General features: G+C 64.6%; 27 protein-coding genes and 1 riboswitch. Of the genes, 16 read left to right on the plus strand and 11 right to left on the minus strand.

The window, feature by feature from the left end; all coding sequences use genetic code 11:
• Positions 1-178 precede the first annotated feature (178 nt).
• The 7 genes from JHD82_RS11795 to JHD82_RS11825 all read left to right on the plus strand — a co-directional run bounded on the left by JHD82_RS11795 (position 179) and on the right by JHD82_RS11825 (position 7,120).
• Positions 179-2,293: a metallophosphoesterase gene (locus tag JHD82_RS11795; protein WP_199136608.1), complete on the plus strand. Its 2,115-nt coding sequence runs from the start codon at positions 179-181 to the stop codon at positions 2,291-2,293.
• 226 nt (positions 2,294-2,519) lie between these two features.
• Complete coding sequence (locus JHD82_RS11800) at positions 2,520-2,675, plus strand: hypothetical protein (protein ID WP_012206197.1); 156 nt, start codon at positions 2,520-2,522, stop codon at positions 2,673-2,675.
• 248 nt (positions 2,676-2,923) lie between these two features.
• A complete protein-coding gene (locus JHD82_RS11805; protein ID WP_034395786.1) occupies positions 2,924-3,325 on the plus strand; it encodes a BLUF domain-containing protein in 402 nt (133 codons plus the stop codon).
• A 60-nt stretch (positions 3,326-3,385) separates the two neighbouring features.
• Positions 3,386-5,170 carry a bifunctional diguanylate cyclase/phosphodiesterase gene (locus JHD82_RS11810; RefSeq protein WP_199136610.1) on the plus strand — a complete coding sequence of 595 codons (1,785 nt, stop codon included), beginning with the start codon at positions 3,386-3,388 and terminating at the stop codon, positions 5,168-5,170.
• Positions 5,171-5,263: 93 nt separating this feature from the next.
• A riboswitch (yybP-ykoY riboswitch) is annotated at positions 5,264-5,437 on the plus strand.
• A gap of 17 nt (positions 5,438-5,454) precedes the next feature.
• Positions 5,455-6,024, plus strand: a complete 570-nt coding sequence (gene mntP, locus JHD82_RS11815; RefSeq protein WP_199136612.1) for a manganese efflux pump MntP — start codon at positions 5,455-5,457, stop codon at positions 6,022-6,024.
• A gap of 163 nt (positions 6,025-6,187) precedes the next feature.
• The gene (locus JHD82_RS11820; protein ID WP_034395775.1) at positions 6,188-6,595 is read left to right on the plus strand and encodes a PRC-barrel domain-containing protein; all 408 of its coding nucleotides are present in this window, start codon (positions 6,188-6,190) and stop codon (positions 6,593-6,595) included.
• A 150-nt stretch (positions 6,596-6,745) separates the two neighbouring features.
• Positions 6,746-7,120, plus strand: a complete 375-nt coding sequence (locus JHD82_RS11825; protein WP_199136614.1) for a cytochrome c — start codon at positions 6,746-6,748, stop codon at positions 7,118-7,120.
• A 2-nt stretch (positions 7,121-7,122) separates the two neighbouring features.
• Here JHD82_RS11825 and JHD82_RS11830 read toward each other — a convergent pair whose 3' ends face one another.
• Complete coding sequence (locus JHD82_RS11830; RefSeq protein WP_012206203.1) at positions 7,123-8,058, minus strand: LysR family transcriptional regulator; 936 nt, start codon at positions 8,056-8,058, stop codon at positions 7,123-7,125.
• A gap of 90 nt (positions 8,059-8,148) precedes the next feature.
• Between JHD82_RS11830 and JHD82_RS11835 the strand changes: the two genes are divergently transcribed.
• Together JHD82_RS11835 and JHD82_RS11840 are read left to right on the plus strand one after the other, a co-directional pair.
• Positions 8,149-9,513: an MFS transporter gene (locus JHD82_RS11835; RefSeq protein WP_199136616.1), complete on the plus strand. Its 1,365-nt coding sequence runs from the start codon at positions 8,149-8,151 to the stop codon at positions 9,511-9,513.
• Entirely contained in the window at positions 9,510-10,148 is a 639-nt protein-coding gene (locus JHD82_RS11840) for a LysE family translocator (RefSeq protein WP_063325639.1), read from the plus strand. The genes JHD82_RS11835 and JHD82_RS11840 overlap by 4 nt, the downstream gene beginning before the upstream one ends.
• Positions 10,149-10,273: 125 nt before the next feature.
• On the opposite strand, the gene JHD82_RS11845 is transcribed toward JHD82_RS11840, so the two are convergent.
• Both JHD82_RS11845 and JHD82_RS11850 read right to left on the minus strand, forming a co-directional pair.
• Positions 10,274-10,579 (minus strand): antibiotic biosynthesis monooxygenase, encoded by a 306-nt coding sequence (locus JHD82_RS11845; RefSeq protein WP_034395763.1) that lies wholly within the window; start codon positions 10,577-10,579, stop codon positions 10,274-10,276.
• Between the two features lie 166 nt (positions 10,580-10,745).
• Entirely contained in the window at positions 10,746-11,741 is a 996-nt protein-coding gene (locus tag JHD82_RS11850) for an NAD(P)H-quinone oxidoreductase (protein WP_199136618.1), read from the minus strand.
• 140 nt (positions 11,742-11,881) lie between these two features.
• On the opposite strand from JHD82_RS11850, the gene JHD82_RS11855 reads away from it, so the two are divergent.
• Positions 11,882-12,778: a LysR family transcriptional regulator gene (locus JHD82_RS11855; protein WP_013801859.1), complete on the plus strand. Its 897-nt coding sequence runs from the start codon at positions 11,882-11,884 to the stop codon at positions 12,776-12,778.
• Here the strand turns inward: JHD82_RS11855 and JHD82_RS11860 are convergent.
• Genes JHD82_RS11860 through JHD82_RS11885 form a run of 6 tightly spaced genes read right to left on the minus strand, consistent with a single transcriptional unit; the run spans position 12,750 to position 18,272 of the window.
• On the minus strand, positions 12,750-14,711 hold the full coding sequence (locus JHD82_RS11860) for a response regulator (protein ID WP_199136620.1): 1,962 nt from the start codon (positions 14,709-14,711) through the stop codon (positions 12,750-12,752). The genes JHD82_RS11855 and JHD82_RS11860 overlap by 29 nt on opposite strands.
• Positions 14,712-14,756: 45 nt before the next feature.
• The gene (locus tag JHD82_RS11865; RefSeq protein ID WP_012206210.1) at positions 14,757-15,617 is read right to left on the minus strand and encodes a sensor histidine kinase KdpD; all 861 of its coding nucleotides are present in this window, start codon (positions 15,615-15,617) and stop codon (positions 14,757-14,759) included.
• A complete protein-coding gene (locus JHD82_RS11870; protein ID WP_199136622.1) occupies positions 15,614-16,663 on the minus strand; it encodes an ATP-binding protein in 1,050 nt (349 codons plus the stop codon). The genes JHD82_RS11865 and JHD82_RS11870 overlap by 4 nt, the downstream gene beginning before the upstream one ends.
• On the minus strand, positions 16,654-17,058 hold the full coding sequence (locus JHD82_RS11875) for an anti-sigma regulatory factor (RefSeq protein WP_080736943.1): 405 nt from the start codon (positions 17,056-17,058) through the stop codon (positions 16,654-16,656). Before JHD82_RS11875 ends, JHD82_RS11870 begins: the two co-directional genes overlap by 10 nt.
• Positions 17,048-17,422, minus strand: a complete 375-nt coding sequence (locus tag JHD82_RS11880) for an STAS domain-containing protein (protein WP_012206213.1) — start codon at positions 17,420-17,422, stop codon at positions 17,048-17,050. The genes JHD82_RS11875 and JHD82_RS11880 overlap by 11 nt, the downstream gene beginning before the upstream one ends.
• Positions 17,423-17,429: 7 nt before the next feature.
• Entirely contained in the window at positions 17,430-18,272 is an 843-nt protein-coding gene (locus JHD82_RS11885) for an STAS domain-containing protein (protein ID WP_199136624.1), read from the minus strand.
• A gap of 451 nt (positions 18,273-18,723) precedes the next feature.
• On the opposite strand from JHD82_RS11885, the gene JHD82_RS11890 reads away from it, so the two are divergent.
• Complete coding sequence (locus JHD82_RS11890; RefSeq protein ID WP_199136626.1) at positions 18,724-19,425, plus strand: pentapeptide repeat-containing protein; 702 nt, start codon at positions 18,724-18,726, stop codon at positions 19,423-19,425.
• 35 nt (positions 19,426-19,460) lie between these two features.
• Here JHD82_RS11890 and JHD82_RS11895 read toward each other — a convergent pair whose 3' ends face one another.
• Positions 19,461-19,961: a hypothetical protein gene (locus JHD82_RS11895; protein ID WP_143290011.1), complete on the minus strand. Its 501-nt coding sequence runs from the start codon at positions 19,959-19,961 to the stop codon at positions 19,461-19,463.
• A 103-nt stretch (positions 19,962-20,064) separates the two neighbouring features.
• Positions 20,065-20,328 carry a VF530 family DNA-binding protein gene (locus JHD82_RS11900; protein ID WP_013801851.1) on the minus strand — a complete coding sequence of 88 codons (264 nt, stop codon included), beginning with the start codon at positions 20,326-20,328 and terminating at the stop codon, positions 20,065-20,067.
• A 210-nt stretch (positions 20,329-20,538) separates the two neighbouring features.
• Here JHD82_RS11900 and JHD82_RS11905 point away from each other — a divergent pair, with 210 nt between their 5' ends.
• The 5 genes from JHD82_RS11905 to JHD82_RS11925 all read left to right on the plus strand — a co-directional run bounded on the left by JHD82_RS11905 (position 20,539) and on the right by JHD82_RS11925 (position 25,136).
• The gene (locus tag JHD82_RS11905) at positions 20,539-22,095 is read left to right on the plus strand and encodes a methyl-accepting chemotaxis protein (protein WP_012206217.1); all 1,557 of its coding nucleotides are present in this window, start codon (positions 20,539-20,541) and stop codon (positions 22,093-22,095) included.
• Between the two features lie 26 nt (positions 22,096-22,121).
• Positions 22,122-22,427, plus strand: coding sequence for an NIPSNAP family protein (locus tag JHD82_RS11910; RefSeq protein ID WP_012206218.1), 306 nt, complete (start codon positions 22,122-22,124; stop codon positions 22,425-22,427).
• 111 nt (positions 22,428-22,538) lie between these two features.
• Entirely contained in the window at positions 22,539-23,531 is a 993-nt protein-coding gene (locus tag JHD82_RS11915; RefSeq protein WP_199136628.1) for an ABC transporter substrate-binding protein, read from the plus strand.
• A 19-nt stretch (positions 23,532-23,550) separates the two neighbouring features.
• The gene (locus tag JHD82_RS11920; RefSeq protein ID WP_199136630.1) at positions 23,551-24,414 is read left to right on the plus strand and encodes an ABC transporter permease; all 864 of its coding nucleotides are present in this window, start codon (positions 23,551-23,553) and stop codon (positions 24,412-24,414) included.
• On the plus strand, positions 24,411-25,136 hold the full coding sequence (locus JHD82_RS11925; RefSeq protein ID WP_016446413.1) for an ABC transporter ATP-binding protein: 726 nt from the start codon (positions 24,411-24,413) through the stop codon (positions 25,134-25,136). Before JHD82_RS11920 ends, JHD82_RS11925 begins: the two co-directional genes overlap by 4 nt.
• Positions 25,137-25,169 lie beyond the last annotated feature (33 nt).

Here is a 25,169-nt window from a genome sequence, read left to right on the forward strand (position 1 = left end):
GCCTGTGGTTGCAGGCCATGGATACATGGCAATCGGCGTGCCCGCTGCGCGCCCGCCCCCCTGCAAAAGTCGGACGCCGTCTACCACGCCTGGCTGGGTTGCCCTGTCACACCCATGAAACATCGGCTGCAGACAATGCCGGACTTTGTCAATCAGAGCGCCCCGCGCAACACGAAGAATGCAAGTCTGGAAATTGGGAATGGTGGCCGGTGCCGCAGCGCTGGCCCTGGCGGGTTGTGGTGGCAGCGATGGCGATAGGGCAGATGGGGGAACGAACAGCCAGGCCGTGGCCTTCATGGCCGATGTGCACTTCCAGGACGTGTACGGCGACCTCAAGAACAGCAGCTTCAAGGGCGTGCCCACGGCCAATGGCATGTTCGCCACCATCCGCACCATGTATGCGCAGCTGACTTCCACGCGGCTGTTCAACGAGAACTACTTCGCCTTCCGCGCCGCGCTGGACGATTCGCTGGCCAAGGGCGTGAAGCTGGTGGCCTTTCCCGGCGACTTCTCCGACGACGGCCAGCCGCTGAACGTGAACGGCTTTCGCGCCGTGCTGGCCGAGTACGAGAAAAAGGGCATGCGCTTTTTCATCGCGCCCGGCAACCATGACCCTGTCGCCCCCTACGACGATGACGAAAAGGGCAAGGACGACTTCATGGCCGCCAACGGCAGCACGGTCAAGATCTACGCCAAGAACTACCAGGGCTGCCTGAACGCCGAAGCCAACGTGGTCTGTACCGACCAGTTGATGGAGCAGGGCTATGCCTCGCTGCTGCGCGACCTGGCCCCCTACGGCCTGATGCCCAATGAGAAGGACGTGTACTGGGAGACCCCCTACAGCACCTACGCGCAGGACAAGTACAGCTATGCCGAGGCGGCCAGACAGGCCCAGCTGGGCCAGCGCAGCTACGAGATCTGCAAGGAAGGCGAAGGCGGCAGGTTCAAGCAGGCCGGCTACACCAATTGCACCAGCATTGCCGATGTGAGCTACCTGGTCGAGCCCGTCAAGGGCCTGTGGCTGCTGTCGGTGGACGCCAACGTCTTCGTGCCGGACAAGCTGGACCCCGCCAAGCCCAACTCGCCCAAGGGCTTCACCGGCGCCGGCAATGCGGGCTGGAACAAGATGACCACGCACAAGAAGAGCGTGATGGCGTGGATCGAATCGGTGAGCGCGCGCGCCAAGGCCCAGGGCAAGCAGCTGGTGGCCTTCTCGCACTACCCGACCATGGACTTCTACGCCAACCAGACCGATGCCATCAAGGCCGCCTTCAAGCCCGGCGCCTTCCAGACGGCGCGCGTGCCCGAGCAGGCCACGGCCGAGGCGGTGGCCGCCACGGGCCTGCCGCTGCACATCGGCGGCCACATGCACTTCAACGGCACCAACGACTACCTGAGCAAGAGCGGCAAGTACCTGGTGAACGTGCAGTCGCCGTCGCTGGCCGTCTATGGCGCGGCCTACAAGATCGTGCGCTTCGACACGCCGCGCAAGGTGGACGTGCAGACCGTGGCGCTGAACAACGTGCCGCGCTTCAACGAGCTCTTTCCGCTGTACGAGATGGAATGGAAGTACGTGGAAGGCAGCAGCAAGCCCGAGGACGCCAAGCGCCGCTGGGACAAGGCCATTCTGTCCAGCACCAGCTATGGCGACTTCACCAGCCGCTACTTCGGCGAGCTGTCGCGCCTGCGCTTCCTGGACGAGTACTGGGCCTGCGACATGAAGGACCTGGTCAGCCAGCTCAACCTGCAGCAGATGCTGACCATGGCCCAGCTGGACACCAAGGTCACCTACGCCCAGCTCGCCGGCCTGGCCGCGCAAGGCGTTGCCGTGCCGTTCAAGCCCAGCGCCGGCTGCCTGCAAGGCAGCCCCGTGGCCGGCAATGCCGCGCAGTGGGCATCCGACTGGAGCGTGGCCGAGAACGCCGCCCGCGCCAAGGCCCAGGCCGCGGGCGTGGACTTCAGCGCGCTGGCCAATGTGTCGGCCTATACCTTCTACGGCGACTTCCACCGCACCGTCTACGCGGGCGGCCTGTCGCTGAACGACATGGGCAAGCAGCGCGTGGAGCAGTACCGCCTGCTGATGAGCGCCTTCCCTGCCCTGACCTCGGCGCCCCAGAAAACGGGCGACAAGCTGGCCGACAGCACGCCCGTGGGCCAGCCCTTCCAGTACAGCTTCAAGCAGGTGTTCTCCATCCTCAAGGGCCTGGGATCGGGCAAGCCCAGCGACCATTTCTCGGTGGACTTCGACGCCAGGACGCTGCGCGCCGAAGGCAGTGACAGCCTGAAGTTCTGACGGACAAGGCGCGGCCTGTACAGCGCTGATCTGTGCCAAGGGGTGCCCTGCCCCTTCGTGCAGGTCAGCGCTTTCTTGCATTTGCGCAGGCTTGACTACACGGCTTCCGATCTTTCCTACACCTGGATTTCACGGCGCGCCACACACTTGCTGCATTCCTCCCGCAACCCCTAAAGACCGGCGACATCGGCCCCGGCCACCACCCGCCGGATCAGGAGTTCTCTCCATGAAGCAGCTCATTCCCATGGCAGGGTCCCATCACCGTTCGTATGTCCCCATGCAGATGGGCCAGCCCATCAGCGATGGCAACTACACCCAGCAGCAGACCAAGGCCAACCAGCGACAGATAGGCCAGCCCTTGCCGCAAAAGCAGCAGCAATGAAGGCGATGCCGCGCCTGTGAGGCCGGCCACGTCAATCCAGGCCTGGACCACTCTCCTCCTCTTGCACAAGCCCCCGCAAGCCCTGCCCGCCAGCGCTTGTGGGGGCTTGTTGTCCTTGGGCCCCGCAGCCGCCCAGGCCCAGAGCGCAAGCAGTATGGTTACATATGCAACAACGGGTTGCGCACCTACGTGCCCCCCCTCGCGCAACGCATACCATCGCCGCCCAACAACTCAGAAAGGCGGAGGGTATGCAAGAAAATTCTCTCGAATGTTTCCTTTATCACAGCCAGCTGGCCCCAGGGGCTGACACCACATGCATCGCGGCGATCATCAAGGCGGCGCGCACCTTCAACTGGTCGGCCGGGATCACGGGCATGCTGGTTTTCGACGGTGAACGCTTCTTCCAGTATGTCGAAGGGCCGCCAGAGCAACTGGCGCTGCTGGTGGAGTCCATCTCGCGCGATGAAAGACACATCAACTTCACGCCCCTGTTTCCGCAGGCACGCCTTGATCAAAGGCGTTTTGCCAAGTGGTCCATGGCCTATGTGATTGTGGAAGACACGGAGCCGCTGGGCACCATCTCCGAGCTTCAAGGCCCAGGCGCACTGGAAAAACTGCAGGAGCTTTTACCGCTGCTGGACGCCCAGTAATCCCTTTGACCCCAAAGGCGCGGCAGTTTTATAGTTTGGGTTCACTGAGGCAGGAAATCGATGCTTACCCGTTGGACTACCGAATCCGAGAAAGAGCAACTGCTCGGACTGCAGACCGCTGAAATCCTGGACCTGAATGCCAGAAAGGAATTTCAGCGCATCACCGAGCTCACCAGCCGCATGTTCATGGCTCCGATTGCCATCATCACGGTTCTGGACGAGCACAGGCAATGGTTCAAGGCACCTGTGGGTGTGGATATGGATGGCAGCCTGCGCACGGATGCCTTCTGTGACCACACCATCAGAAACGAAGGAATCATGGTGATTCCCGATACGCACCTGGACAGCAGATTTTCAGAAAATCCCCTGGTCACCCACAAGCCCAATATCAGGTTCTATGCAGGTGTGCCTTTGATAATGGAATCCGGCCACGCCATCGGCAGCCTGTGCATCATCGATACTCAGCCCAGGACATTCTCCGAAGAGCAAAGCCAGCAACTGCAAGCCATGGCCGCCATCGTTCAGGCTCAACTTCACTACCATCACAGAATTGGAAAAACAAACGAAGTCACGGGCCTGCCAAATCGCACGCAACTCAAGCTGGACCTGAAGAGCCTTTGCATTCTGGCCCCGGGATCGGCACGCGGCCTGGTATTGATGGAGGTGCTCAACCACGCCAGCCTGCTGGAAATGAGCAATGCGCTGGGCTTGAGCTATGTCGAGCAGCTCATGCGCGACATTGCCAAGGCAGTCACGGACATGACGGGGCCGCACGCAACCGTCTACCACGTGGGCCTGGCCAGGTTTGCCTGGGTGATCAGCGCAGGCAGGCAAGAAGATGAGGAGGCATTGGCCAACCAATTGCTGGAATACCTGCAAAAACCTATCACCAGCGCCGATCTGCGGTTCGAACTTCAACCCAGGGCAGGCGTGGTGCGGTTCTACCTGAACCAGGACGAGGTGGACGATGTCATCCGCAAGGCGATGGTGTGCGTGCAGCAGGCCGGATACAACGCACGATCATTTCACCGCTATGAGGAGAATGAGGACAGTCTCCAGCAACGATCCTATCGGCTCCTGCGGGACTTCGGACATGCGCTGGGCAATGGGCAGCTGCGGCTGGTGTACCAGCCCAAATTCGACAACCACAGTTTCAGCTGCAAGGGGCTGGAGGCGCTCATACGCTGGAAGCATCCTCAAATGGGAGAAATCCCGCCCAGCGAATTCATCCCCCTGGTTGAAGCCACGCCGTTGATCCACAGCCTGACACGGTTCGTGATCAAAACGGCGCTGGCGCAGGTGGCGGCCTGGAAAGCCGAGAAACTCGATCTTCAGGTCTCCATCAACATCTCCCCGCGCAATCTGGATGAGGTCGATTTTCCGGACTACCTGAACGCCATGTGCAACCAGCACGGCGTTCCGCTGAAAAACATCGTGATCGAGTGCACAGAAAGCGATGTGCTGACAGGCCAGGGCACGGTTCAGGCGCTTCAAGACATCAGAAAACTCGGCATAAAGGTTGCACTGGATGATTTTGGCGCCGCATATTCCAATCTTGCATCACTCAAGAATCTGCCTGCCGAGATATTGAAGATAGACCGGTCCATGGTCTGCGACATCGATACCAATGACCGGGCCCTGTCCGTATTGAAATCCATCATGACCATGGCCTCGGATCTTGGCTATCGCCTGGTGGCAGAGGGCGTTGACAGCGCCGAAGTCTTTGATTTACTGGTTTCCCTGGGTTTCGATGAAATACAGGGCTACTATTTCAGCAGGCCCATTGAAGCGTCGGAAATCAGGAAATTCGTTGAAGAGCGCAACCGGTACGCCAACGGAAAATAGCGGCAGCCACGAAGATACGAATCATTTCCAGAGAGCCGCATGCCGATGGGGGCATAGGCCCCGATCACGCCCCGCGCTCCTAGAATCGCGCATCCCTTGGGGAGTAGCCTGCTTGCAACCTGCAAGCGCCTGCGTCAACACACTCGGCATCCTGCATGCTGTGGTGCAGGCATCCGTTCTTCGGTTGGCGAGACCATCGGCATTTCACCGCGACACAGGTCACAAGGTCGGGCGGCGGTGAAGTGCCGTTGTGCGCTTGCCCGGCCGTGAAGAACCCCTCCCAGATGAACGCCGCATCCATTCTGCTCCTGGCCTTTGCCATGTCCACCGACGCCTTTGCCGCTGCCGTGGGCAAGGGCTCCGCCCTGCTCAAACCCCGCTGGTCCGAAGCCCTGCGCACAGGCGCCATCTTCGGCGTCATCGAAGCCCTGACGCCGCTGGCCGGCTGGGCGCTGGGCTATGCGGCTTCCGACTATGTCAAGGCATGGGACCACTGGATTGCCTTCGTGCTGCTGCTGGTGCTGGGCGGCCGCATGCTGCTGGGCGCCCTCAAGGCCGCCGACGGCGAAGAAGAGGCCAAGCCCGCCCGGCACGGCTTCTGGCTGCTGGTGGCCACCGGATTCGCCACCAGCATCGACGCCATGGCCGTGGGCGTGGGCCTGGCCTTCCTGGATGTGAGCATCACCACCGTGGCCCTGTCCATCGGCTTTGCCACCTTCGCCATGGTGACCCTGGGCGTCATGGTCGGCCGCCTGCTGGGCAGCATTGCGGGCCGCTGGGCGGAGGCCGTTGGCGGTGTGCTGCTGATCGGCATCGGCTCGGTGATTCTGTATGAGCATCTGAGCGCCATCTGATTGGGGGCCTGCACCCGCCAGCGCACGGTTGCGGGAGCTTGTAGGCAAGCTCCTCGCCGCGCCGCTCGATTGGCTGACAGGCCTTTGCTTGCTTTTCCGATCTCCGTGCGCTTGCGCAGCGCTCCTAATGAGGGCTTCAAATTTTGTTTTCCAGGAGTTCTCTATGACAGGTCACAAGACGCTGAAGATGGGTTTGATCGCTGCCGCACTGATCGCAGGTGCAGCCTCCACCAGCTGGGCCCAGCCCGTGGCGGGCACCACCACGCTGGGCGTGGCGGCCACTGAAGTCCAGGCCGTGGCAACGGGCTGGAGCCTGAAGAAGTCCGTGCTGGGCAAGAGCGTCTACAACGAGGAAGGCAAGGCCGTGGGCAAGATCGACGATGTGATCGTCGCACCCGACAAGGCCGTGTCGTACGCCATCATCGGCGCAGGCGGCTTCCTGGGCATGGGCAAGCATGACGTGGCCATTCCCGTGAACCAGTTCCGCGTGGAAAACAACAAGATCACCCTGCCCGGCGCCACCAAGGACGCGCTGAAGGCGCTGCCCAAGTTCGAATACGCGAAGAAGTAAGCCAGGCGCGCCCTCTCGCCTCATTCACAAGCCCTGCACTGCAGGGCTTTTTCGTGGGCGCGTGGCTGGCAGCCAGGCAAGCGTCCAGGGTGGCCGTGGAAGGCAATATGATCGCGGCGGATCAGATTCATACAAAAAATCCACGAGCAAATGAAAATACTCTTCGCCGCGTCATTGGCAATATCGTTGGTCATTCAGGCATCGCCCTCCTTTGCGGACAACAGCAATGGGAAGCAGCTCTATTCATCGAGATGCGCCATGTGCCACGGTGCAGACGCCAGGGGCACGGGCCCGCTGGCCAACAAGAGCAACCCTCCCACGCCCGACCTGACGACCGCCGCCTTCAGAAAAAGGCTGCATGATTATCCGGGCGTGATTGTCTCGTCCGTCATTCTTCGCCCGAATGGAGATTTGATTCCCCGGACCTTGCGGGAAAACGGCGTGAAAGTACCGCCCCATGCCTGGACGGTGAAGGATTTTCGTGACCTGAATGAGTATTTCAGTGGCCTGATCACGAAGAAATAAATTCAAATTGCGATTTCCTGCCTGCGCACATGCTCGCGCACTGCATCGACCAGGATGCGCGCAAGGCGGTCCACGGGCTCCGGGGCATCCAGCGCGGCGCGGCCCAGGATCAGGTCCATGGACGGCAGGGCCGGCAGGCCAAGGGCCTGCGCATCCAGCGGCCTGACGTGGGCGGGCAGACCGAACGGCGTGCGCACGGACAGGCCCAGGCCGGCCGCCGTGGCGGCCCAGACGGCGGTCAGGCTGGCGCTGTTGAAGGCGTGCCGCCAGGCCAGGCCCTTTTTGTCCAGGGCGGCCGTCACGATGTCCCGCAGGGGGCAAGGCGCCTCAAGCATGGCCAGGGGCAGCGCCTCATCGCCCTGCGCCCCGCCGTTGAGGCCGCGCGCCCAGCCGGCCTCGGCCGCATCCAGCGATGCCGGGCCAATCCACTGAAGCGGCAGCCGCATGATGTGCTCGCCATGCACGCAGGCATGGTTCATGCCCACATCCCAGAGCAGCGCCAGGTCGAACTGGCCCAGGGCCATGCGTTCGCGCAGTTCATCGCTGCGGGCCACGCTGGCCTCGATGCGCACGTGCGGGTGGGCACGTGCGAACTGCCCCAGCACATGGGGCAGCACGCTTTCGCCCAGGTCTTCCTGCAGGCCCAGGCGCACCAGGCCGCGCAGCTCGCTGCCGCGCACGGCCGCCACGGCGCGGTCGTTGAGTTCCAGCAGGCGCAGCGCGTAGCCGCGCAAGGTTTCCCCCGCCTCCGTCAGCACCAGCCCCCGGCCGGACTTGCGCAGCAAGGGCGTGCCGCATTGGGACTCCAGCTTTTTGAGCTGGGCACTGACGGCCGATGTGGAGCGGCCCAGCCGGTCCGCCGCCCGGGCAAAGCTGCCCAGTTCGACGCCGGTGCAAAAAGTGCGCAGCACATCCAGGTCATAGAGAACGCGTGTCATTGCCAAGCTCCCGATCGTGCTGAAAAAATGGATTGTAGATACGAAATTATGTGATTTTCAGGATGGTTAAGGCCCAACATACTGCCGCCCATGACCTCCTCTTCTCCTGCACCTGGCGCCGATCCGGGCCCCCTCCTGCCCTTGCCCTGCCCGCCCCGCCACCGATGGAAGGTGCTGGCGGCAGGCGTCATCGCCAATGCCGCGTTTTCCGTGGCTTTCAGCGGGATTCCCATGACGGCCATCCTCATGCGTTCGGGCTACCAGCTGGACACCCGGACGCTGGGCCTGGCGCTGGGGCTGATGGGCCTGGGCATTGCGCTCAGTGAATTGCCCTGGGGATTGCTGACGGACCGCTGGGGCGACCGGCCTGTGCTGCTGCTCGGCCTGTGCGGCACGGCCGTGGCCCTGGCGGGCATGGCGCTATGGGCTTCGCCGTCGCCGGCCCATATCCCGCCGTTTGGCTTGCTGGCTGGCGGCCTGGTGCTGGTGGGACTGCTGGGCGGCAGCGTGAACGGCGCCAGCGGCCGGGCAGTCATGGGCTGGTTTGCCGAAGGCGAGCGCGGCCTGGCCATGAGCATCCGCCAGACCGCCGTGCCGCTGGGTGGCGCCATCGGCGCGCCCTTGCTGACCGGCCTGGCCACGCATGCAGGCTTTGCCGCCGTCTATGGCGTGCTGGCTGCGCTGTGCCTTGGGGCTGCCGCATTCGCCGCGCTGTGGATTCAGGAGCCGCCGCAGTCCCCGCTTCGAGGCAAGGCCGCTGCGCCGGACCGCGCCGCAACCCCCACACCCGGCCCATTGAGCGATCTGCAGGCCTGGCGCATGGCCGCCGGCATCGGCATCCTGTGCGCCCCGCAGTTCGCCGTGCTGTCCTTCGGTACGGTGTTCCTGCATGACCATGCCCAGTTGGGGCTGGGCGCGGCAGCGGCCCTCATGTCGGTCGTGCAACTGGCTTCCATGGCCTTGCGGATCTGGAGCGGCCGCTGGACCGACAGGCACCGGAACAGGCCTGCCTTTCTGCGCGCCTGCTGCCAGCTCACCCTGGCGCTGTTCGCGGGCCTTGCGGTCCTGAGCTGGGCCGGCCACCCGGCCGGGTCTGCTGCGATGGGTGTGGCTCTCATGGTGATGCTGGGCATCTGCGGCATCTGCGTGTCCGCCTGGCATGGCGTGGCCTACACGCAGCTGGCCGGGCTGGCCGGTGCGGCCCGCGCGGGCACGGCGCTGGGCATGGCCAATACCTCCGTGTTCGCGGTCTGCTTTCTGGTGCCCCTGGCCATACCGCATCTGCTGTCGGCCCAGGGCTGGGGGCTGGTCTGGGCCTGTGCGGCGGCCTGCGCGGGCTGGGCCATGCAGCTGTTTGCACGGGCCGGTGCCATTGGCAATGCCAAGGCCGCGAAGACCCCCCAATTGCACGAGAATGTTGGCTGTCTTCCCCCACCGACCTCCCCCCGATCATGACCATCGCCCACTGGCTTGTTTTCTGCGGCGTCTCGCTGCTGATGTGCTTCACCCCCGGCCCCGCCGTGTTGCTGGCCATCTCCAACTCGGTGGACGTGGGCGCAAGGCGAACGGCACTGAGCTCGCTGGGCAGCTCGGTCGGCATCTTTGTGGTGTCCGGGCTGGCGATGATCGGCATGGGGACCATCCTCGCCATGTCGGCCCATGCATTTCTGGTCATGAAGGTGGCGGGCGCCATGTACCTGATCTGGCTGGGCGTCAAGCGCTGGCGCAGCAAGGACGGCTTGCTGGGCAGCGATGCGGGCCTGGCCCCCACCCAGCGGCGCGAGCGCAGGAACTGGCAACTGGTGGCCCAGGGCATGGGCGTGTCGCTGACCAATCCCAAGGCCATCCTGTTCTTCTCGGCGCTGTTTCCCCAGTTTGTCGTCCCGGGCGAGCCGCTGCTCACGCAGTACCTGGTGCTGACCACCACCTTCGCGGTCTGCGCCCTGATCTCGCACGCCTGCTACGTGCTGCTCATCTCCCTGATCAAGGGCCACCTGGTGGCACACGCCAAGCTGTTCAACCGCATCGTGGGCGGCACCTTCATCGCGCTGGGTGTGGGACTGCTCAGGACACGGCACAAGCTGGGCTGAGTGCGTGCGCAGCCCTTGCTCGCACGAGCCAGGTGCGCTGCGCAAGCCAACGCAAGCCCTCCCCCAGCGCCTGCCACGCCCGCCACGCCCAAGACGGGCAGGCGGCGCGGCCGCAGACGCCAGGCTCAGTTCGCCCGCGCATCCTTCACCACGAAATGTTCCACATGCGGTGCCTGCGCAAAGTACGGGCCGATGATGGCGCGCCACTGCGCGAAGGCGGGTGACTCGCGAAAGCCCACGGTGTGGTCTTCCAGGGTCTCCCAGTTCACCTGCAGCACGTAGCGGCCGGGCGTTTCCATGCAGGCAAGAATGCTGTGCCCACGGTATCCACCGGCCTTGGACAGCACGTCGGCCACGGCCTGGGTCAGGGCCTGGCCGAATTCCTCGTGTCTGGCGGGATCGACCCTCAGCTCGGCAATTTCAACAATCATGGATATCTCCTGGAGAGGCGGCTCGATGTCGGCGCGGGAGGGCGGCCGTGGTCATCGCTCCTGGTTGAGAGACTGGATGCGCGCAGGGCCGCGCGCATCCGGAGACTTGGAATATTGCAGAACTTGAGGATTCCTGCCCAGGGGGTGCGCGCCCCGGGCAGGCGCCTTACTGTCCGGTCTGCTCGGGGATCAGCAGCAGCTTGCCCACGCTCTGGCCCGATTCCATGCGCCGGTGCGCCTGCGCGGCCTCGGCCAGCGGGTAGGTGCTGTCGATCACCGGGCGGATGGTGCCGGCCGCCAGCGCGGGCAGCCAGCGCTGGGCGAAGCGCTGGACCATGGCCTGCTTGACTTCGGGCGGGCGCGACTTCATCACCGTCCCGAAGATCCGCAGGTGCTTGTACAGCAGCACATCCATGGGCACGGCCGCCGCCAGCGCGCCGCCCAGCAGGCCCACGCAGACCATGCGCCCGCCCATGCCCAGCGAACGCATATTGCGCTCCAGGTAGGGGGCGCCAATGAAATCGACCACCACATCCACGCCCTTGCCGCCCGTCCTGTCGGCCACCACGGCCTGGAAGTCTTCGCTGCGGTAGTCGATGAACACATCGGCGCCAAGGCCCGTGACGGCGTCCCGCTTGTCGCCGCTGGCCGTGGCAAACACGCGCGCGCCGGCCGCATGCGCCAGTTGCACGGCCGCCGAGCCCACGCCGCTGCCCGCCGCGTGGATCAGCACCGATTCGCCGGGCTGCAGGCTGGCCAGGTGGAACAGCGCCTCATGCGCGGTGACGAAGACTTCGGCCACCGCGCCGGCGTCGGTCAGCGACAGGCTCTCGGGCACATGCATGGCCATGCGGTGGTCGATACGCGACAGCTCGGCATAGGCGCCGCCGCCCACGATGCCCATGACGCGGTCGCCCACGGCAAAGCCCTGCACCTGCGCGCCCACCTCCACCACGGTGCCGGCGATCTCCAGGCCCATGAGGTCGGATTCGCCAAAGTGGGCGCGGCCATAGGCGCCCTTGCGGTGGGATACATCGGCCCGGTTCACGCCAATCGCGGCGTTGCGCACCAGAAGGTCATGGGGCCGGACTTCGGGCCGGGCCACGTCGCGGGCCACGAGCACTTCGGGGCCGCCGAAGTCGTCGAAAACAATGGCTTGCATGCTTGTGCTGTCTTTCATTGCGCAATGAGTATTCAAAAAAGGGTTGAAGGTCCGATACCCAAAGCTTACGACCGCTCCAAGCCGCTCAAACGCAGCGATTTCGCTCTACAGTGCTGCAAATCTGCATCACCAAAACCACCATGAACTGGGATGACACCCGCATCTTCCTCGCGCTGACGCGCACGCCCTCCCTGCGCGCCGCCGCGCGCAGCCTGGGCGTGGACCAGGCCACCGTGGGCCGGCGCCTGAACGCGCTGGAGGCCGAGCTGGGCAGCAAGCTGTTTTTGCGCGCCAGGGATGGCTACCTGCTCACCGCCGCCGGCGAGGCCGCGCTGGGCGCCGCGCGGCGCATGGAAGGCGCGGCGCTGGACCTGCGCACGCGCATCGAGGGGCTGGACGACAGCCCGGCCGGCCTGGTGCGCGTGACCAGCACCGACTCGATCGCCACCGAATTCCTGCTGCCCGCCATAGAGCGCCTGCAGCAGCGCTGGCCCGGCATCCGCGTGGATCTGGAGGTGTCCACGCACATGCTGAACCTGGGCCGCCGCCAGGCCGATATCGCGTTTCGCAACGTTCGCCCCGAGGCACCCGAGCTGGTGGTGCGCCGCGTGGTCGCCTGGCCCGTGGGACTGTTTGCGAGCGCTGCCTACGTGGCGCGCTTTGGCCAGCCGTCGGCAGAGGACGAGTTGCGCGGCCACCACCTCGTGGTCTATGGCCCCTTTCTGGAACAGCGGCCCGTTCCCACCATGGTCGATGTGCCCGCGCGCCAGGCCCGGATTGCCATGGCTGCCAACTCCAGCCTGCTGGTGCGCAAGGCCGTGGCGGCCGGCATCGGCCTGGGCGAAATGCCCGTGAGCATGGGCGAGCGCGAAGGCCTGCTGCGCATCTGGCCCCAGCGCCAGCGCTCGGACGACTACGAGGTCTGGCAGGTCATGCACCCCGATCTGCAGCGCACGACAAGGGTGCGCGTCACGGCCGAGTTCCTGGCCCAGGCGCTGGGCCAGACGATCAGCCCTGCCCCAGCAGCACCCGGATGAGGAGGTGCGGCTGCAGCGGCTTTTCCAGATAGTGGTCAAAGCCCGCCTGCAGCGCCTGGGTGCGGTCCTGCTCCCGGGCAAAGGCGCTAAGCGCCACGATCTTCACCTGTCTTGTTCCGCCAAAGTGCGCGGCCTCCGCTTCGCGCAGGGCCTTGACCAGCTGGAACCCGTCCTTTCCCGGCAGCCCTATGTCGCTGACGATGAGGCTGGGCCACTGCGCCTGGACCAGGGCCATGGCCTGGTCGAAGTTCTCGGCGCTCCTGACGGTGGCGCCCTGGTCGGTCAGCACCACTTTCAGCATTTCGCTGGTGTCCGCATTGTCTTCAACGATGACGATGTCCTTGCCTTCCAGGGATTCGCCATTTTCAAGATGCGCATTCATCGGGTCGGCCTGGGAGGCGCTCGCCTCGTGCAGCGGAATCTCCACCCGCATGGTGACGCCACGGCCCACGCCTTCGCTGTGGGCACGCACGGTGCCCCCATGCAGCTCCACCAGGTGCTTGACGATGGACAGCCCCAATCCCAGGCCGGAATGCCCACGGGTGGCGGGGGCGGAGGCCTGCGAGAAGCGCTCGAAGACATGCGGAAGAAATTCAGGCGCGATGCCCACGCCCTCGTCCGCCACGCTCATCACCAGGCTTTCGTCCCTGATTTCAAGGCCCACCTTCACCACGCTGCGCGCATTGGAGAACTTGATGGCGTTGGAGACCAGGTTCCACAGGATTTGCTGGAATCGCGTGACATCGATCCACGCCATGATGTCATCGGACGGCGCCTCGAACTGCAGGGTGATGTTCTTGTCGGCGGCGTTGTCGCGCAACGGCTCCAGGCTTTGCACGGCCAATGAGCAGACATTGACCTCCTCGCGGTGCAGATTGAGTTTTCCCGTCGTCAGGCGCGAGATATCCAGAATGTCCGCAATGATGCGGCTTTGTGCCTTCACGCCTTTCTCGATGGCATCTATGCCTTTCTTGAGCATGGCCTCGCTGAGGTTGGCGCGCTTGAGCAAATGCGTGCCCCCGTTGAGCAGGGACAGCGGCGTGCGCAGTTCATGCGAGAGCACGGCGACAAAATCATCCTTGGTGCGGCTGATGCGCTCTGCGGCCACGCGCGCCGCCTGCTCCTGCTCCAGCATCTGCTGGCGCTGCCTCTCGAACTCCAGGGACTCCGTCAGGTCCTGGGCCACGGCCAGGCGGATGCCGGGCTCGATGGGATCGGAGAACTTCCAGGAGATCAGGCGCTCCTGCCCGTCTGCCGGGAGGATGGGGAACTCGCCGCGCCAGGACTTTTCGGGGTCTTCTGCCAATTGCTGCGCAGCTTTTTCCCGAACGGCCTGCGGAACAAAGCCGATCAGCGGCTTGCCCGCCACGTCGTCAATGCCGCGCTGCAGCAGTGCCTGCGCCTGGGAGTTGGCATCGCTGATCAGGCCGTCGGCGCTGACCAGCATCATGGCCGCCGGCGCCTGGTCATAGATGGCGCGAAAACGTGACTCGCTGCGGCGCAGCCCGTCTTCCGCCAGGCGTGCGCGGATCAGGGCATGCAGCGTGGCGATCAGCAGCTGCGGCTCCACGGGGTGCACCATGTAGGCGTCGGCCCCGGCGTTGAGGCCCGCCACCTGGTGGTTGCTTTGCACATACTCGGCCGACAGGTGCACCACGGGAATCAGGCTGGTGTGCCGCGCACCGCGGATGGTGCGGCATACGTCGAAGCCCGAGATATCGGGCAAGTGCACATCCAGCACCACGGCGGCCACGCCGGTCTCCGACAGGGCAATGGCCTTTTCCCCGGTTTCCGCCTCGACCGTCTGGAATCCCGCCGCCCTGATGACCCGTGCCGTGGAGTAGCGCGTGGCAGGGTTGTCGTCAACGACAAGAATGGTGTGCAGGCTTCGGTCGAATGAGGGAAGAATCATTCCAGTCGTGTTCTTGGGCATGATGTTCCTGTTGTTTTTGATGGGATGAAGACCGGCTTGGCCGTATCAGGCCTTCAGATCCTTGGTATCGACCGGAAGATGCGCGGGAACGATCACGGAGAAGGTCGAGCCCTCGCCCAGGGCGCTTTGCACTTCCACCCAGCCCCCCAGAAGCTGTGCCAGTTGCTTGGACAGGGCCAGGCCCAGGCCCGTGCCCCGCAGGCGCTTCTGGATGGGTGAATCGACCTGGGTGAAGTCATTGAAAATCGCGTCGTGGAATTCCGAGGCGATGCCTATGCCGGTATCCGCCACCGAGAATTTCACCAGCATGTCCCCCACCAGCTCTGCCGACACCTTGATCTCACCCTGCGGCGTGAATTTCAGCGCATTGGAGATGAAGTTTCTGAGGATCTGCGAGAGCTTGCGGTTGTCGGTGTAGAAGCGCGGCAGGTCACCGGGCTCTTCGAACACCAGGCTCAACTCCACGTTGTCCGCCATGGCCTTGAACATGCCGCGCAAGGCAGCAAACAAATCCATCATCTCGAACCAGCCCGGCGAGATTTCCAGGCGGCCCGCCTCGATCTTGGCCAGGTCGAGCAGGTCGTTGACCATCTCGGAAAACTCGGCGGCGGTTTCCTGGATGAAGCCGACCTGCCGGGTCTGCTCGGTGGTGAGCGGTCCATCCACATGGTCCAGCAGCAGGCGCGCGTTGCTGCGGATGGCGCCTATGGGCGTGCGGAACTCATGGCTCATGTAGGAGAGGAAATGGCTCTTGAGTTCGGTGGCCTTGCGCAGCTTCTCGGCCTGCACATCCAGCTCGCCGTAGAGCGCGACCACGCCGCGATTGGTCTCGTCCAGCTCCTCGCGCAAGGACCTGATCTCGGCGCGGCACAGTTCCAGTTCGGCTTTGAGATCGTCTTCGTTCATTGCGCTTCCTCGGCCTTGAGGACGACCACGGTGGCGTCATCCCTGCTGCGGGTGTTGTGCCAGAGAAGGCAGGCGGCCAGCAGGCCGGGGTCCCTGCCCAGCAGGCCCGCATAGTCCTCATGCTTCCAGCGGGCAGACACGCCGTCGGAGTGCAGCACCAGAACGCCATGGTCAAGGCTGGAGCAGTCGGCCACCCTGGGCCGCGAGATCTGTACACCTGCCGTGCCGTGCTGGCTGCTCAGGGAAAGGCTGGCCACGCCATTGAAAAGCCTGCCACTGATGTTTCCCGCACCGCAGCTGTGCACGGCCTGTGCGCCGAAGCGCACCGCCAACAGGGCCGCCCCGCGCGTGCCGCGCAGCGCTGCATGGGCCTGGGCCACGAACTCCTCCAGCGGCATGGCGGCATCGGCACCGACGTTCCGGTTCTCGTTCCCGTTCCCGTTCTGCGACGCAAAGACATCGACCGCCGCACGGGCCGCCTCGCCCGCCAGCGGTCCATGGCCCAGGCCATCGGCCACCAGCACCTCGGCCAGCCCCGCGCCCGACCTGACCGCCCAGGCGTCGCCGCTGATGGTCTCGGGCGCAACGGCCAGGCAAACGGCGCCCATGCGCAGCGACAGTGCCGACGGCGCCCTGCGGCCTTCGCGCAGCCGCGCCAGGCTCACCGTGCCGGTGGCTTCGGAGACGACAAAGAAGTCGTCTGCCACCCTGGAGATGGCCCCCAGGCCCGTGCCCGGCGAGCCCGAGCCGGTGCTCACCCCGTCCTGCATGGCGGTGGCAATGTCCTCGATGCCCGGGCCGCGGTCGACACAGATGATTTCGATGTCATGCATGGGCGGCCGCGCGGCTATCCAGATTTCAGCGTCCCGGGCATGCCGCACCAGGTTGGTGGCCAGCTCGGTCGCCACCAGCGCAGAACGGCCCATGTCCTCGTCGCCCCAGCCCATGTCGGAGGCCAGTGCAACCACATGGCGCCTGACTTCGCCCACACGGCTCGCATCGCCTATTGGAAATGAACGATGGGTCCAGCCCCGGATTACTTCCACTTGGTGATACTCACTCGTGTGCCCTGGCCCAGCTCGGTTTCTATCTTGAAATCATTCACCAGCCGCTTGCTTCCCGGCAGGCCCAGGCCCATTCCCGTGCCGGTGGTGAAGCCATCAGTCATGGCCATTTTCAGATCCTTGATTCCAGGCCCTGTGTCTTCAAAAATCAATTGCAAGGCCTGTTTTCCATTGACTTCGATGATGGCCCAGTTCATGTGGCCACCTTTTCCATGAATCAGCGTATTGCGGGACAGCTCGCTTGCAGCGGTAATCATCTTCGTCTGATCGACCAGCGAGAACTTCAGCATCTGGCAAAGCGAGCGCACCGTTTGGCGCGTGGCGACAATCTGCTGCTCGTTTTGTAACGGCATTTGGCCGCTGCGATCATGTTCCAAGGGTGGCTCCCGACTGCTGGGCCCGCAAAAGGGCCATTCCCCTCTCGACGGTCATCGCCGTCCTGACCCCGCCAAGGGACAGGCCCAACTCCACCAGGGTGATTGCAACGGCAGGCTGCATGCCCACCACGACAGTGGCGGCAGACAGGATGCGGGCAATGCCCGAGATGGTCACCAGCATGCGCCCGACGAAGGAGTCCACCACCTCCAGCGCCGAGATATCGATCATGACGCCGCTGGCGCCCGTGCTCGCGATGCGCTCGGCCAGGTCGTCCTGGAGCGCCAGCGCCGTCTGGTCCTGCATGTCGATCTGGATGGAAACCAGCAGCACATCGCCCATGCGCAGGATTGGAATGCGGTCCATGGATGGCTCACTCCTGTGTCTGGCGGGTGATGCGCCAGCCGGTCTTGCCCATGGCCAGCTTGAGCGCCTCGGCCAGCGTGGCCTTGGTGGTGATGTCGCGCATGTCGATGCCCAGATGCACGATGGTCTGGGCAATCTGGGGCCGGATGCCGCTGATGATGCATTCCGCGCCCATCAGGCGAATGGCCGTGACGGTGCGCAGCAGGTGCTGGGCCACCAGCGTGTCCACCGTGGGCACGCCGGTGATGTCGATGATGGCCAGCTCCGACTCGGTCGACACCAGGCTTTGCAGCAGGGATTCCATCACCACCTGGGTGCGGTTGCTGTCCAGCGTGCCGATCAGCGGAATGGCCAGCACCCCCTCCCACAGCTTGACGACGGGGGTGGACAGCTCCAGCAGCTCTTCCTGCTGGCGGATGATGATCTCCTCGCGTGCCTGCTGGAAGCTGCTGACCGTGTGCTGGGCCATGTTGTCCACCAGCACGGTGGCCCTCCAGATTTCCTGGATGGCCGCAGCAGGATCGCCCGACAGCCCGCGCTGGATGTGCTCGAACAGCGGCTTTTTCAGCGACAGGATGAACTGGCTGGTTTCACCGGCACGCTGGCCCTGGGCGGCGCGGGTGCGGGACAGCTCGGCCAGCAGGCGCCGCGCGGGATTCCAGCCCTCGTCCGAAAACCTTTGCGGATCGGCGCCGCAGGCGAAGGCGCCCACAATGGCGTTGATAATCCCGCGCGCTTCTTTTTCAGCATTCTTTCCGAGCGTGGAATCACCCACGCTGGCCTGGACCATCCAATCATGGATCAAGGCATCAATATCATTTTGGAGTGTTTGCTGGATAATTCCGGTCATAGATATTTGCTGGATTTCAAATAAATTATTCGTTGAGGCTGCCAGGGAACTGCATTGGTGCAAATACAGATGGTGTACCAACCATGTTTTTCTACAGATTATTCACTGATGCCCTCGCCACACGAGACACAATTTGTAATATCAAATGGCATCTTCCTGTAAGGGTTTTTCGACAGATGCATGTCCGCCAAGCCGCCAGCTGGTCAGCAAGCCCCCGGCCAGCAAGCTCCCGGTAAGCAGCCACGGGTGACATGGGCACGCCGGCTCCGCCCTTCCTGGAGGGCGGAACCGGCGCCGGAAGCAGCCCGCAAACCGTGTGCTCACAGGTTTTTTCATCCGTCAAACTGTGCAATGCATGCCCTTGGAAAATCCCAAGGGCATTTCACACCTGGGCGCGGCAAGGCCATACACTGCCCAGCCTTTCTGAAATACGCCATGCCTGATATTGACCATGCATACAACGCCTTCCACAAAAACCATCGTCAATCAGATTCTTGATCAGGACAGTCTATCGGAGCTATTGAAACAAGAAGCCTCTCATGGCCTGGTTTTCGAGCAATGCGAATTCGATGGATTGAATCTCTATCAACTCGATTTGCAGGGCGCGCAATTTGTGGAGTGCAGTTTTGCCGACACCTGCTTTGAAAGCTGCCAACTGGCCGGCACCCGCTGGCTGCATTGCAAGGCGGGCCGCGCCGATTTTCGGCTGGCCAACCTGACGGACGCCCTGTTTTGCCAGAGCGACCTGAACAACACCAACTGGGAATTGGCCAAGCTGGCCTCAGCGCGCTTTCTTGAAGTCAAGCTGACCGGCGCCAGGTTTGGCGGTGCGCAAACCCTGGGCATTGATTTTCAAGAGTCCCTGCTGATTGGTGCCGATCTGCGCGGCATGTCCTTCCGCAAGAAAACGCTGGAGGGCCTGAACTTCAGCGATGCCGATCTGGCCGGCTGCGACTTCCGCGATGCCGTTTTCCACAAGGCAAGCCTGCGCGATGCCCATCTCAAGAATGCCCGGTTCGATGGCGCGGACCTGCGCTCGGCGGACTTGCGCGGCTTGACGATTGCCTCGCTCAGCCAGCATTTCAAGGGCAGCCTGATCTCGCATGAGCAGGCTGCCGAGCTGGTGGGCGGGCTGGGCGTGCGCGTGATGTGAAGTCGAGGCGGGTGCGCCGCCACCGCCATCCGCACTCAGTAAACGATGTCGTGCTCGTACAGCAGCCTGGAGATGTCCTTGGGCACAAAGCCTGTCAGCAGCGAGTTCTCGTCCAGCAGATTGATGAACTCCCCCGCCGTGCAGGACTTGGAGTGGTCAATGATGAAGTCCAGGAACTCCTCGCTGACGCGGTCACCGTCCTGCTCGAAGGACCAGCTGTGCTCCTGGCCGCCCGATTGGAAGCGCAGCGTGACGGTGTCGCCCTCCATGCCGGATTCGATGCCCTCATAGCCGATGGCGCCACCGCAAGCCTTGGCGAAGCGCTTGAGCAGGGCCACGTAGTCTTCGTCGGCCTCGTTGTCTTCGCCAATGCCGCCATCGAACAATTTGACCTGGGCGGCCTTGGTGTGCTGGCGCAGTGCCGCCATCAAGGCGTACTCGTCCTCGATGGAGGCGATGTCGAAATCCGCAGGCACGATGCCGTGCGTCTTCATGGCGGAGGCAATCACGGCGACAGGGTTCTGGCTCTGGGTCATGGTGGTGTCTGAAAGGGTTGCGGGATCGGAGACGGTGCCGATGATAGGCACAGCCTGTGCCTGCGCACTGGACATCTTGTCCGGTGGCATCCGGCTTGCGCCTTCAGTCTGTGGAAGCGGGCCTGCGCCTGTCCTTGCGCAGCATGTCCAGATAGAGCGCTTCCACCTTCTCGCGCGCCCAGGGCGTCTTGCGCAGGAATTTGAGGCTGGAGCTGACGCTGGGGTCCAGCGTGAAGCAGCGCACCGGAACCTGCCGTGCCAGGGCAGGCCAGCCATAGCGGGCCTCCAGGGCACGGACGATGGCTTCGAGCGTGACGCCGTGCAGCGGATTGCGGGGCTGGGCGGCGGGGGGCGGAGTTTCTTGCATGGGTTGATTCTCCCTTGTGATGGCAGGACCGGAAACCTGGCGGCGCGGTGCACGCGCTGGTGCCGTGGTTGGCAGCGGCAGGACAGGTTCGGCAGAAACGGGGCCGCGCCGGCACTGTGCGAGCGCGGAAAAATTTGTAAACACATGAAACCAAAGAAGAAGTTTATGTAGCATTCACGGCGTCCCTGCCTCTTCTTCGAACCCGCTTCCATGCCTGCCCTGTCCCTTCGCCAGAAACTGCTGGCTCCGCTGGTTTTCTGCCTGCTGGCGCTGCTTGCGCTGACCCTGTTCAACGCCTACCAGGCACGCAGCAAGGCCTATGAGGCCCGGCAGCAGGCGCTGCGGGACTTTGTCGATTCGGCAGACAGCCTGATTGCCGCCATTGCGGCAGAGGCCAAGGCCGGCAAGCTGCCTGAAGAAGACGCCAAGGCCACGGCCATTGCCCGCGTGGGGCAGCTGCGCTATGCCGGTGGTGCGGGCTACATCACCAGCATCACGACGGATTCCGTGGTGCTGAACAACCCCGCAAGCCCGGGCATCAATGGCAAGAACATGGCCGGCTTCCAGGACGCCAAGGGCAGCTACCTCTACCGCAACATTGCCGCCGTGGGCGCTTCTGCCCAGGGCAACGGCTACCTCACCTACTGGTGGCCCCGTCCCGGCGCGAAGGAGCCCAGCGAGAAGCTGGCCTATGCCAAGCGATCCACCTCCTGGAACTGGGACCTGATCGCGGGTGACTATGTGGACGACATCCAGCAGGCCTTCATCGCCACCATCATCAAGTCGGTGGCGGCGCTGGCGGTGCTGGGCGCACTGCTGTCGTTGATTGCCTGGATGGTCACGCGCAGCGTGCTCCAGGCCATCGGCGGAGAGCCGGCCGTAGCAGCAGCGATCGCCAACCGCATCGCCGCCGGGGATCTGTCGCAAACCGGGCTGGAGGGGACATCGCACGCACCGGAAGGCAGCGTGATCGCGGCGGTGCAGCGCATGAGCGAGCAGCTGCGCCAACTGGTGACGCGCATCCATGACACGGCGGGCATCATCCACCGCTCGGCCGGCGAGATCGCCACGGGCAGCCTGGACCTGTCGCAGCGCACGGAGCAGCAGGCCAGCTCGCTGGAGGAAACGGCGGCGTCCATGGAGCAGTTGACCGCCACCGTGCACCAGAACGCGGAAAACGCGCAGCAGGCAAGCCAGATCGCCTCGGGCGCCTGCGCGGTGGCCGAGCGCGGCGGCACCGTGGTGGACCAGGTGGTGAGCACGATGGGCGAGATCAATACCTCGTCGCGCCGCGTGGTGGACATCATCGGCGTGATCGACGGCATCGCCTTCCAGACCAACATCCTCGCGCTGAACGCGGCCGTGGAGGCTGCGCGCGCTGGCGACCAGGGGCGCGGCTTCGCGGTCGTGGCGGGCGAGGTGCGCACCCTGGCGCAGCGCAGCGCCTCGGCCGCGCGCGAGATCAAGACGCTGATCCAGGCCTCGGTGGAGCGTGTGGATGCCGGCGCCACCTTGGTGGACCAGGCCGGGCAGACCATGCGCGAAGTGGTCACCACGGTGCGCAACATCACAGGCATCGTGACCGAGATCGCCTCGGCCAGCCGCGAGCAAAGCACCGGCATCGAGCAGGTGGGCCATGCCGTGACCGACATGGACCGCGTGACCCAGCAGAACGCCGCACTGGTGGAGCAGTCCTCGGCCGCCACGCAGGTGCTGCAGCAGGAGTCGGAGAAGCTCTCCCGCCTGACGGCATCGTTCAAACTCTAGGCTTCGCTTCCCTTCTCTTTTCAGACATGATCACCTGCTACCTGCGCTACATCATCGACCCGTTCAAGGCCAAGGAATTCGAGGAGTACGGCAAGACCTGGATTCCTCTGGTCGAGAAATTCGGCGGCAAGCACCACGGCTACTTCCTGCCGTCCGAAGGCGCCAACAATGTGGCGCTGGCCATGTTCAGCTTCCCCAGCATGGCGCTGTACGAGGAGTACCGCATCAAGTCCATGCAGGACCCCGAGTGCCAGGCCGCCTTCCGCTACGCGGAGGACACGCGCTGCATCCTGAGCTACGAGCGCAGCTTCATGCGCCCGGTGTTCGGCTGAACCTCCCCCGCGCCACGCCCATGTGCGTGGCGCGCGTTTGCAAATACGGAATCGGTATTTTCACAACTGAAGCACGCTAACTAGCATCCATCCCATTGCAATCTTTTGAGGATGGAGCGCGTGAACAAGCGTCGTTTCCTGCTGGCCGGCCCTTCTCTGCTGGCCGCTGCCGCCCTGGCTTCCACCACCGCCGCGCGGGCTGCGGCCGACCCCAGGACCCGATTGGTCGTCGCCGACCAGAGCGAGCTGCTGCGCCACCTGCTGGATGCCAGCGGCGAGCGCAAGCGCCTGGGCTTTCAGCTGGAGCTGCCCAACTTCGCGGGCGGCCCGGCCATCTTCGAGGCCATACGCGCAGGCGCGCTGGACATTGCCTATGTGGGCGACACGCCGCCCATCCAGGCGCGCGCCGCCGGTGTGCAGCTGCCCATCATCGCCACCTTCACGCGCGAGCGCGCCCAGTACCGGCTGGTGCAGCGTGCCGATGCAGGCATAGAGCGCCTGGCCGACCTGCGCGCCAAGCGCCTGAGCTATGTGGAAGGCTCGGGCCGCCAGGTCTTCCTGATCGAGGCATTGACACGCGCGGGCCTGACGCTGGCCGACGTGAAGCTGGTCAACCTGCGCGTGGCCGAACTCAACGACGCGCTGCGCGCCAAGGCCGTGGACGTGGCCGTGCTCATGGAGCCCCATGTCACGCGCCTGGGCAAGCAGATCGGCGCGCGGCCCGTGCCCGATCCGCAGGAGCGCGTGCTGCTGCCCGCCACCTCGTACATCTACGCACGGCCCGACGTGCTGGCCGACCCGGCCAAGTCCCAGGCCATCGTCGATTTCCTGGGCGCCTTCGTGCGCGCAGGCAAGTGGAGCAATGGCCACGAGCAGGAATGGGGCCGCCACTACTACACGCAGTTCCAGCGCATCGATGCGGAGAGCACGGCGGCCATCCTGGCATCGCAGTCCGACCTGCTGTTCCAGACGGCCGCCGAGGCGCAACCCCACCACCAGAAGCTGATCGACATCCTGCACGCCGCCGGCAGCCTGCCGCAGCGGCTGGATGCGGCCGGCTCCTTCGTGTCCACCTACGACCGCGTGATCGTGGCCAACCGATGAACCGGCCAGAAAACACACGATGACGCAAGCGCAACTGGACATCAACACGGCCGGTCTGGCACCGGCCACCGCAGCCACCGCTCAATACGCGCCCGCCACCCGGGCCGCCGTGCAACTGGTGCCCGCGCGCCTGTCGCAGGGCGCGCTGCTGGTGGGCCCCGGCCTGCTGCTGGTGCTGTGGGAGGCGGCCTCGCGCCTGGGCTGGCTGTCGCCCGAGACGCTGACCGCACCCTCGCAGGCCCTGGTCGCCGGCTACGGCATGGTGGCCGACGGCAGCCTGCTGCCCCACCTGCTGGCATCGGCAGGCCGTGCCTACAGCGGGTTGCTGCTGGGCGTGGTGGCTGGCGTGCTGCTGGCCCTGGCCTCGGGCCTGACGCGCACGGGCGAGGCCCTGCTCGACGGCCTGGTGCAGATCAAGCGCGCCGTGCCCACGCTGGCGCTGATTCCCCTGGCCATCATCTGGCTGGGCATTGGCGAGTCCATGAAGATCTTCCTGATCTTCACGGCCGTGCTGGTGCCCGTCTACATCAACACCCACGCGGCCCTGCGCGGCATCGACATCGGCCATGTGGAGCTGGCCCAGACCCTGGGCCTGTCGCGCGCCGAATTCATCCGCAAGGTGGCGCTGCCGGGCGCATTGCCGGGCTTCTTCGTGGGCCTGCGCATTGCCGTGTCGCTGTGCTGGACGGCGCTGGTGGTGCTGGAGCTGATCAACACGCAGACCGGCATCGGCTACCTCATGAACCGCGCCCGCGACTGGGGGCAGACCGATGTGATCGTGGTGGGCATCCTCATCTACGCCCTGCTGGGCCTGCTGTCCGACGCCGTGGTGCGCCGCATCGAGGCGCATGTGCTGTCCTACCGGAGGTCGCTGGGATCATGAGCCATCACCCCACCCCGGGCGCCGTGCGGCTGCAGCGCTTCACGCGCAACTTTGGCGGCAAGAACGTGCTGGACGCCATCGACCTGGACATTGCCCCGGGCCAGTTCGTGGCCCTGCTGGGCGAGTCCGGCTCGGGCAAGACCACCTTGCTGCGCGCGCTCGCCGGGCTGGACGGGCATGCGCAGTCCAGCGGCGCGGCCAGTGCGCAGGGCAATGTCTCCGTGCTGTTCCAGGACGCGCGCCTGCTGCCCTGGCTGTCGGTGCTGGACAACCTCACGCTGGGTCTGGACGCCCGCGCCGTGCTGCCCGCAGCACGGCAAATCCTGCACGACGTGGGCCTGCAGGACAAGGCCGGCGCCTGGCCCGCCACGCTGTCGGGCGGCCAGAAGCAGCGTGCATCGCTGGCCCGCAGCCTGCTGCGCGACCCGCACGTGCTGCTGGCCGACGAGCCCTTCGGCGCGCTGGACGCGCTCACGCGCATGCGCATGCACGGACTGCTGCTGCGCCTGGTCGAGCGCATACGGCCCACGGTCATCCTCGTCACCCACGACGTGGACGAATCCCTGCTGCTGGCCGACCGCATCCTGGTGCTCAGGGACGGCCGCATCGCCGAGGACCACGCCGTGGACCTGCCCCATCCCCGCCGCCCCGACCATCCTGCCTTCATGCAGCTGCGCGCCACCTTGCTGCGCAGCCTGGGCGTCGAGACAGAGATCGCCTGACGCCGGACCCGCCCGCGAAACAACCCACACAAC

The organism is Delftia sp. ASV31 (assembly GCF_016428765.1).
Lineage (GTDB): Bacteria > Pseudomonadota > Gammaproteobacteria > Burkholderiales > Burkholderiaceae_C > Comamonas > Comamonas acidovorans.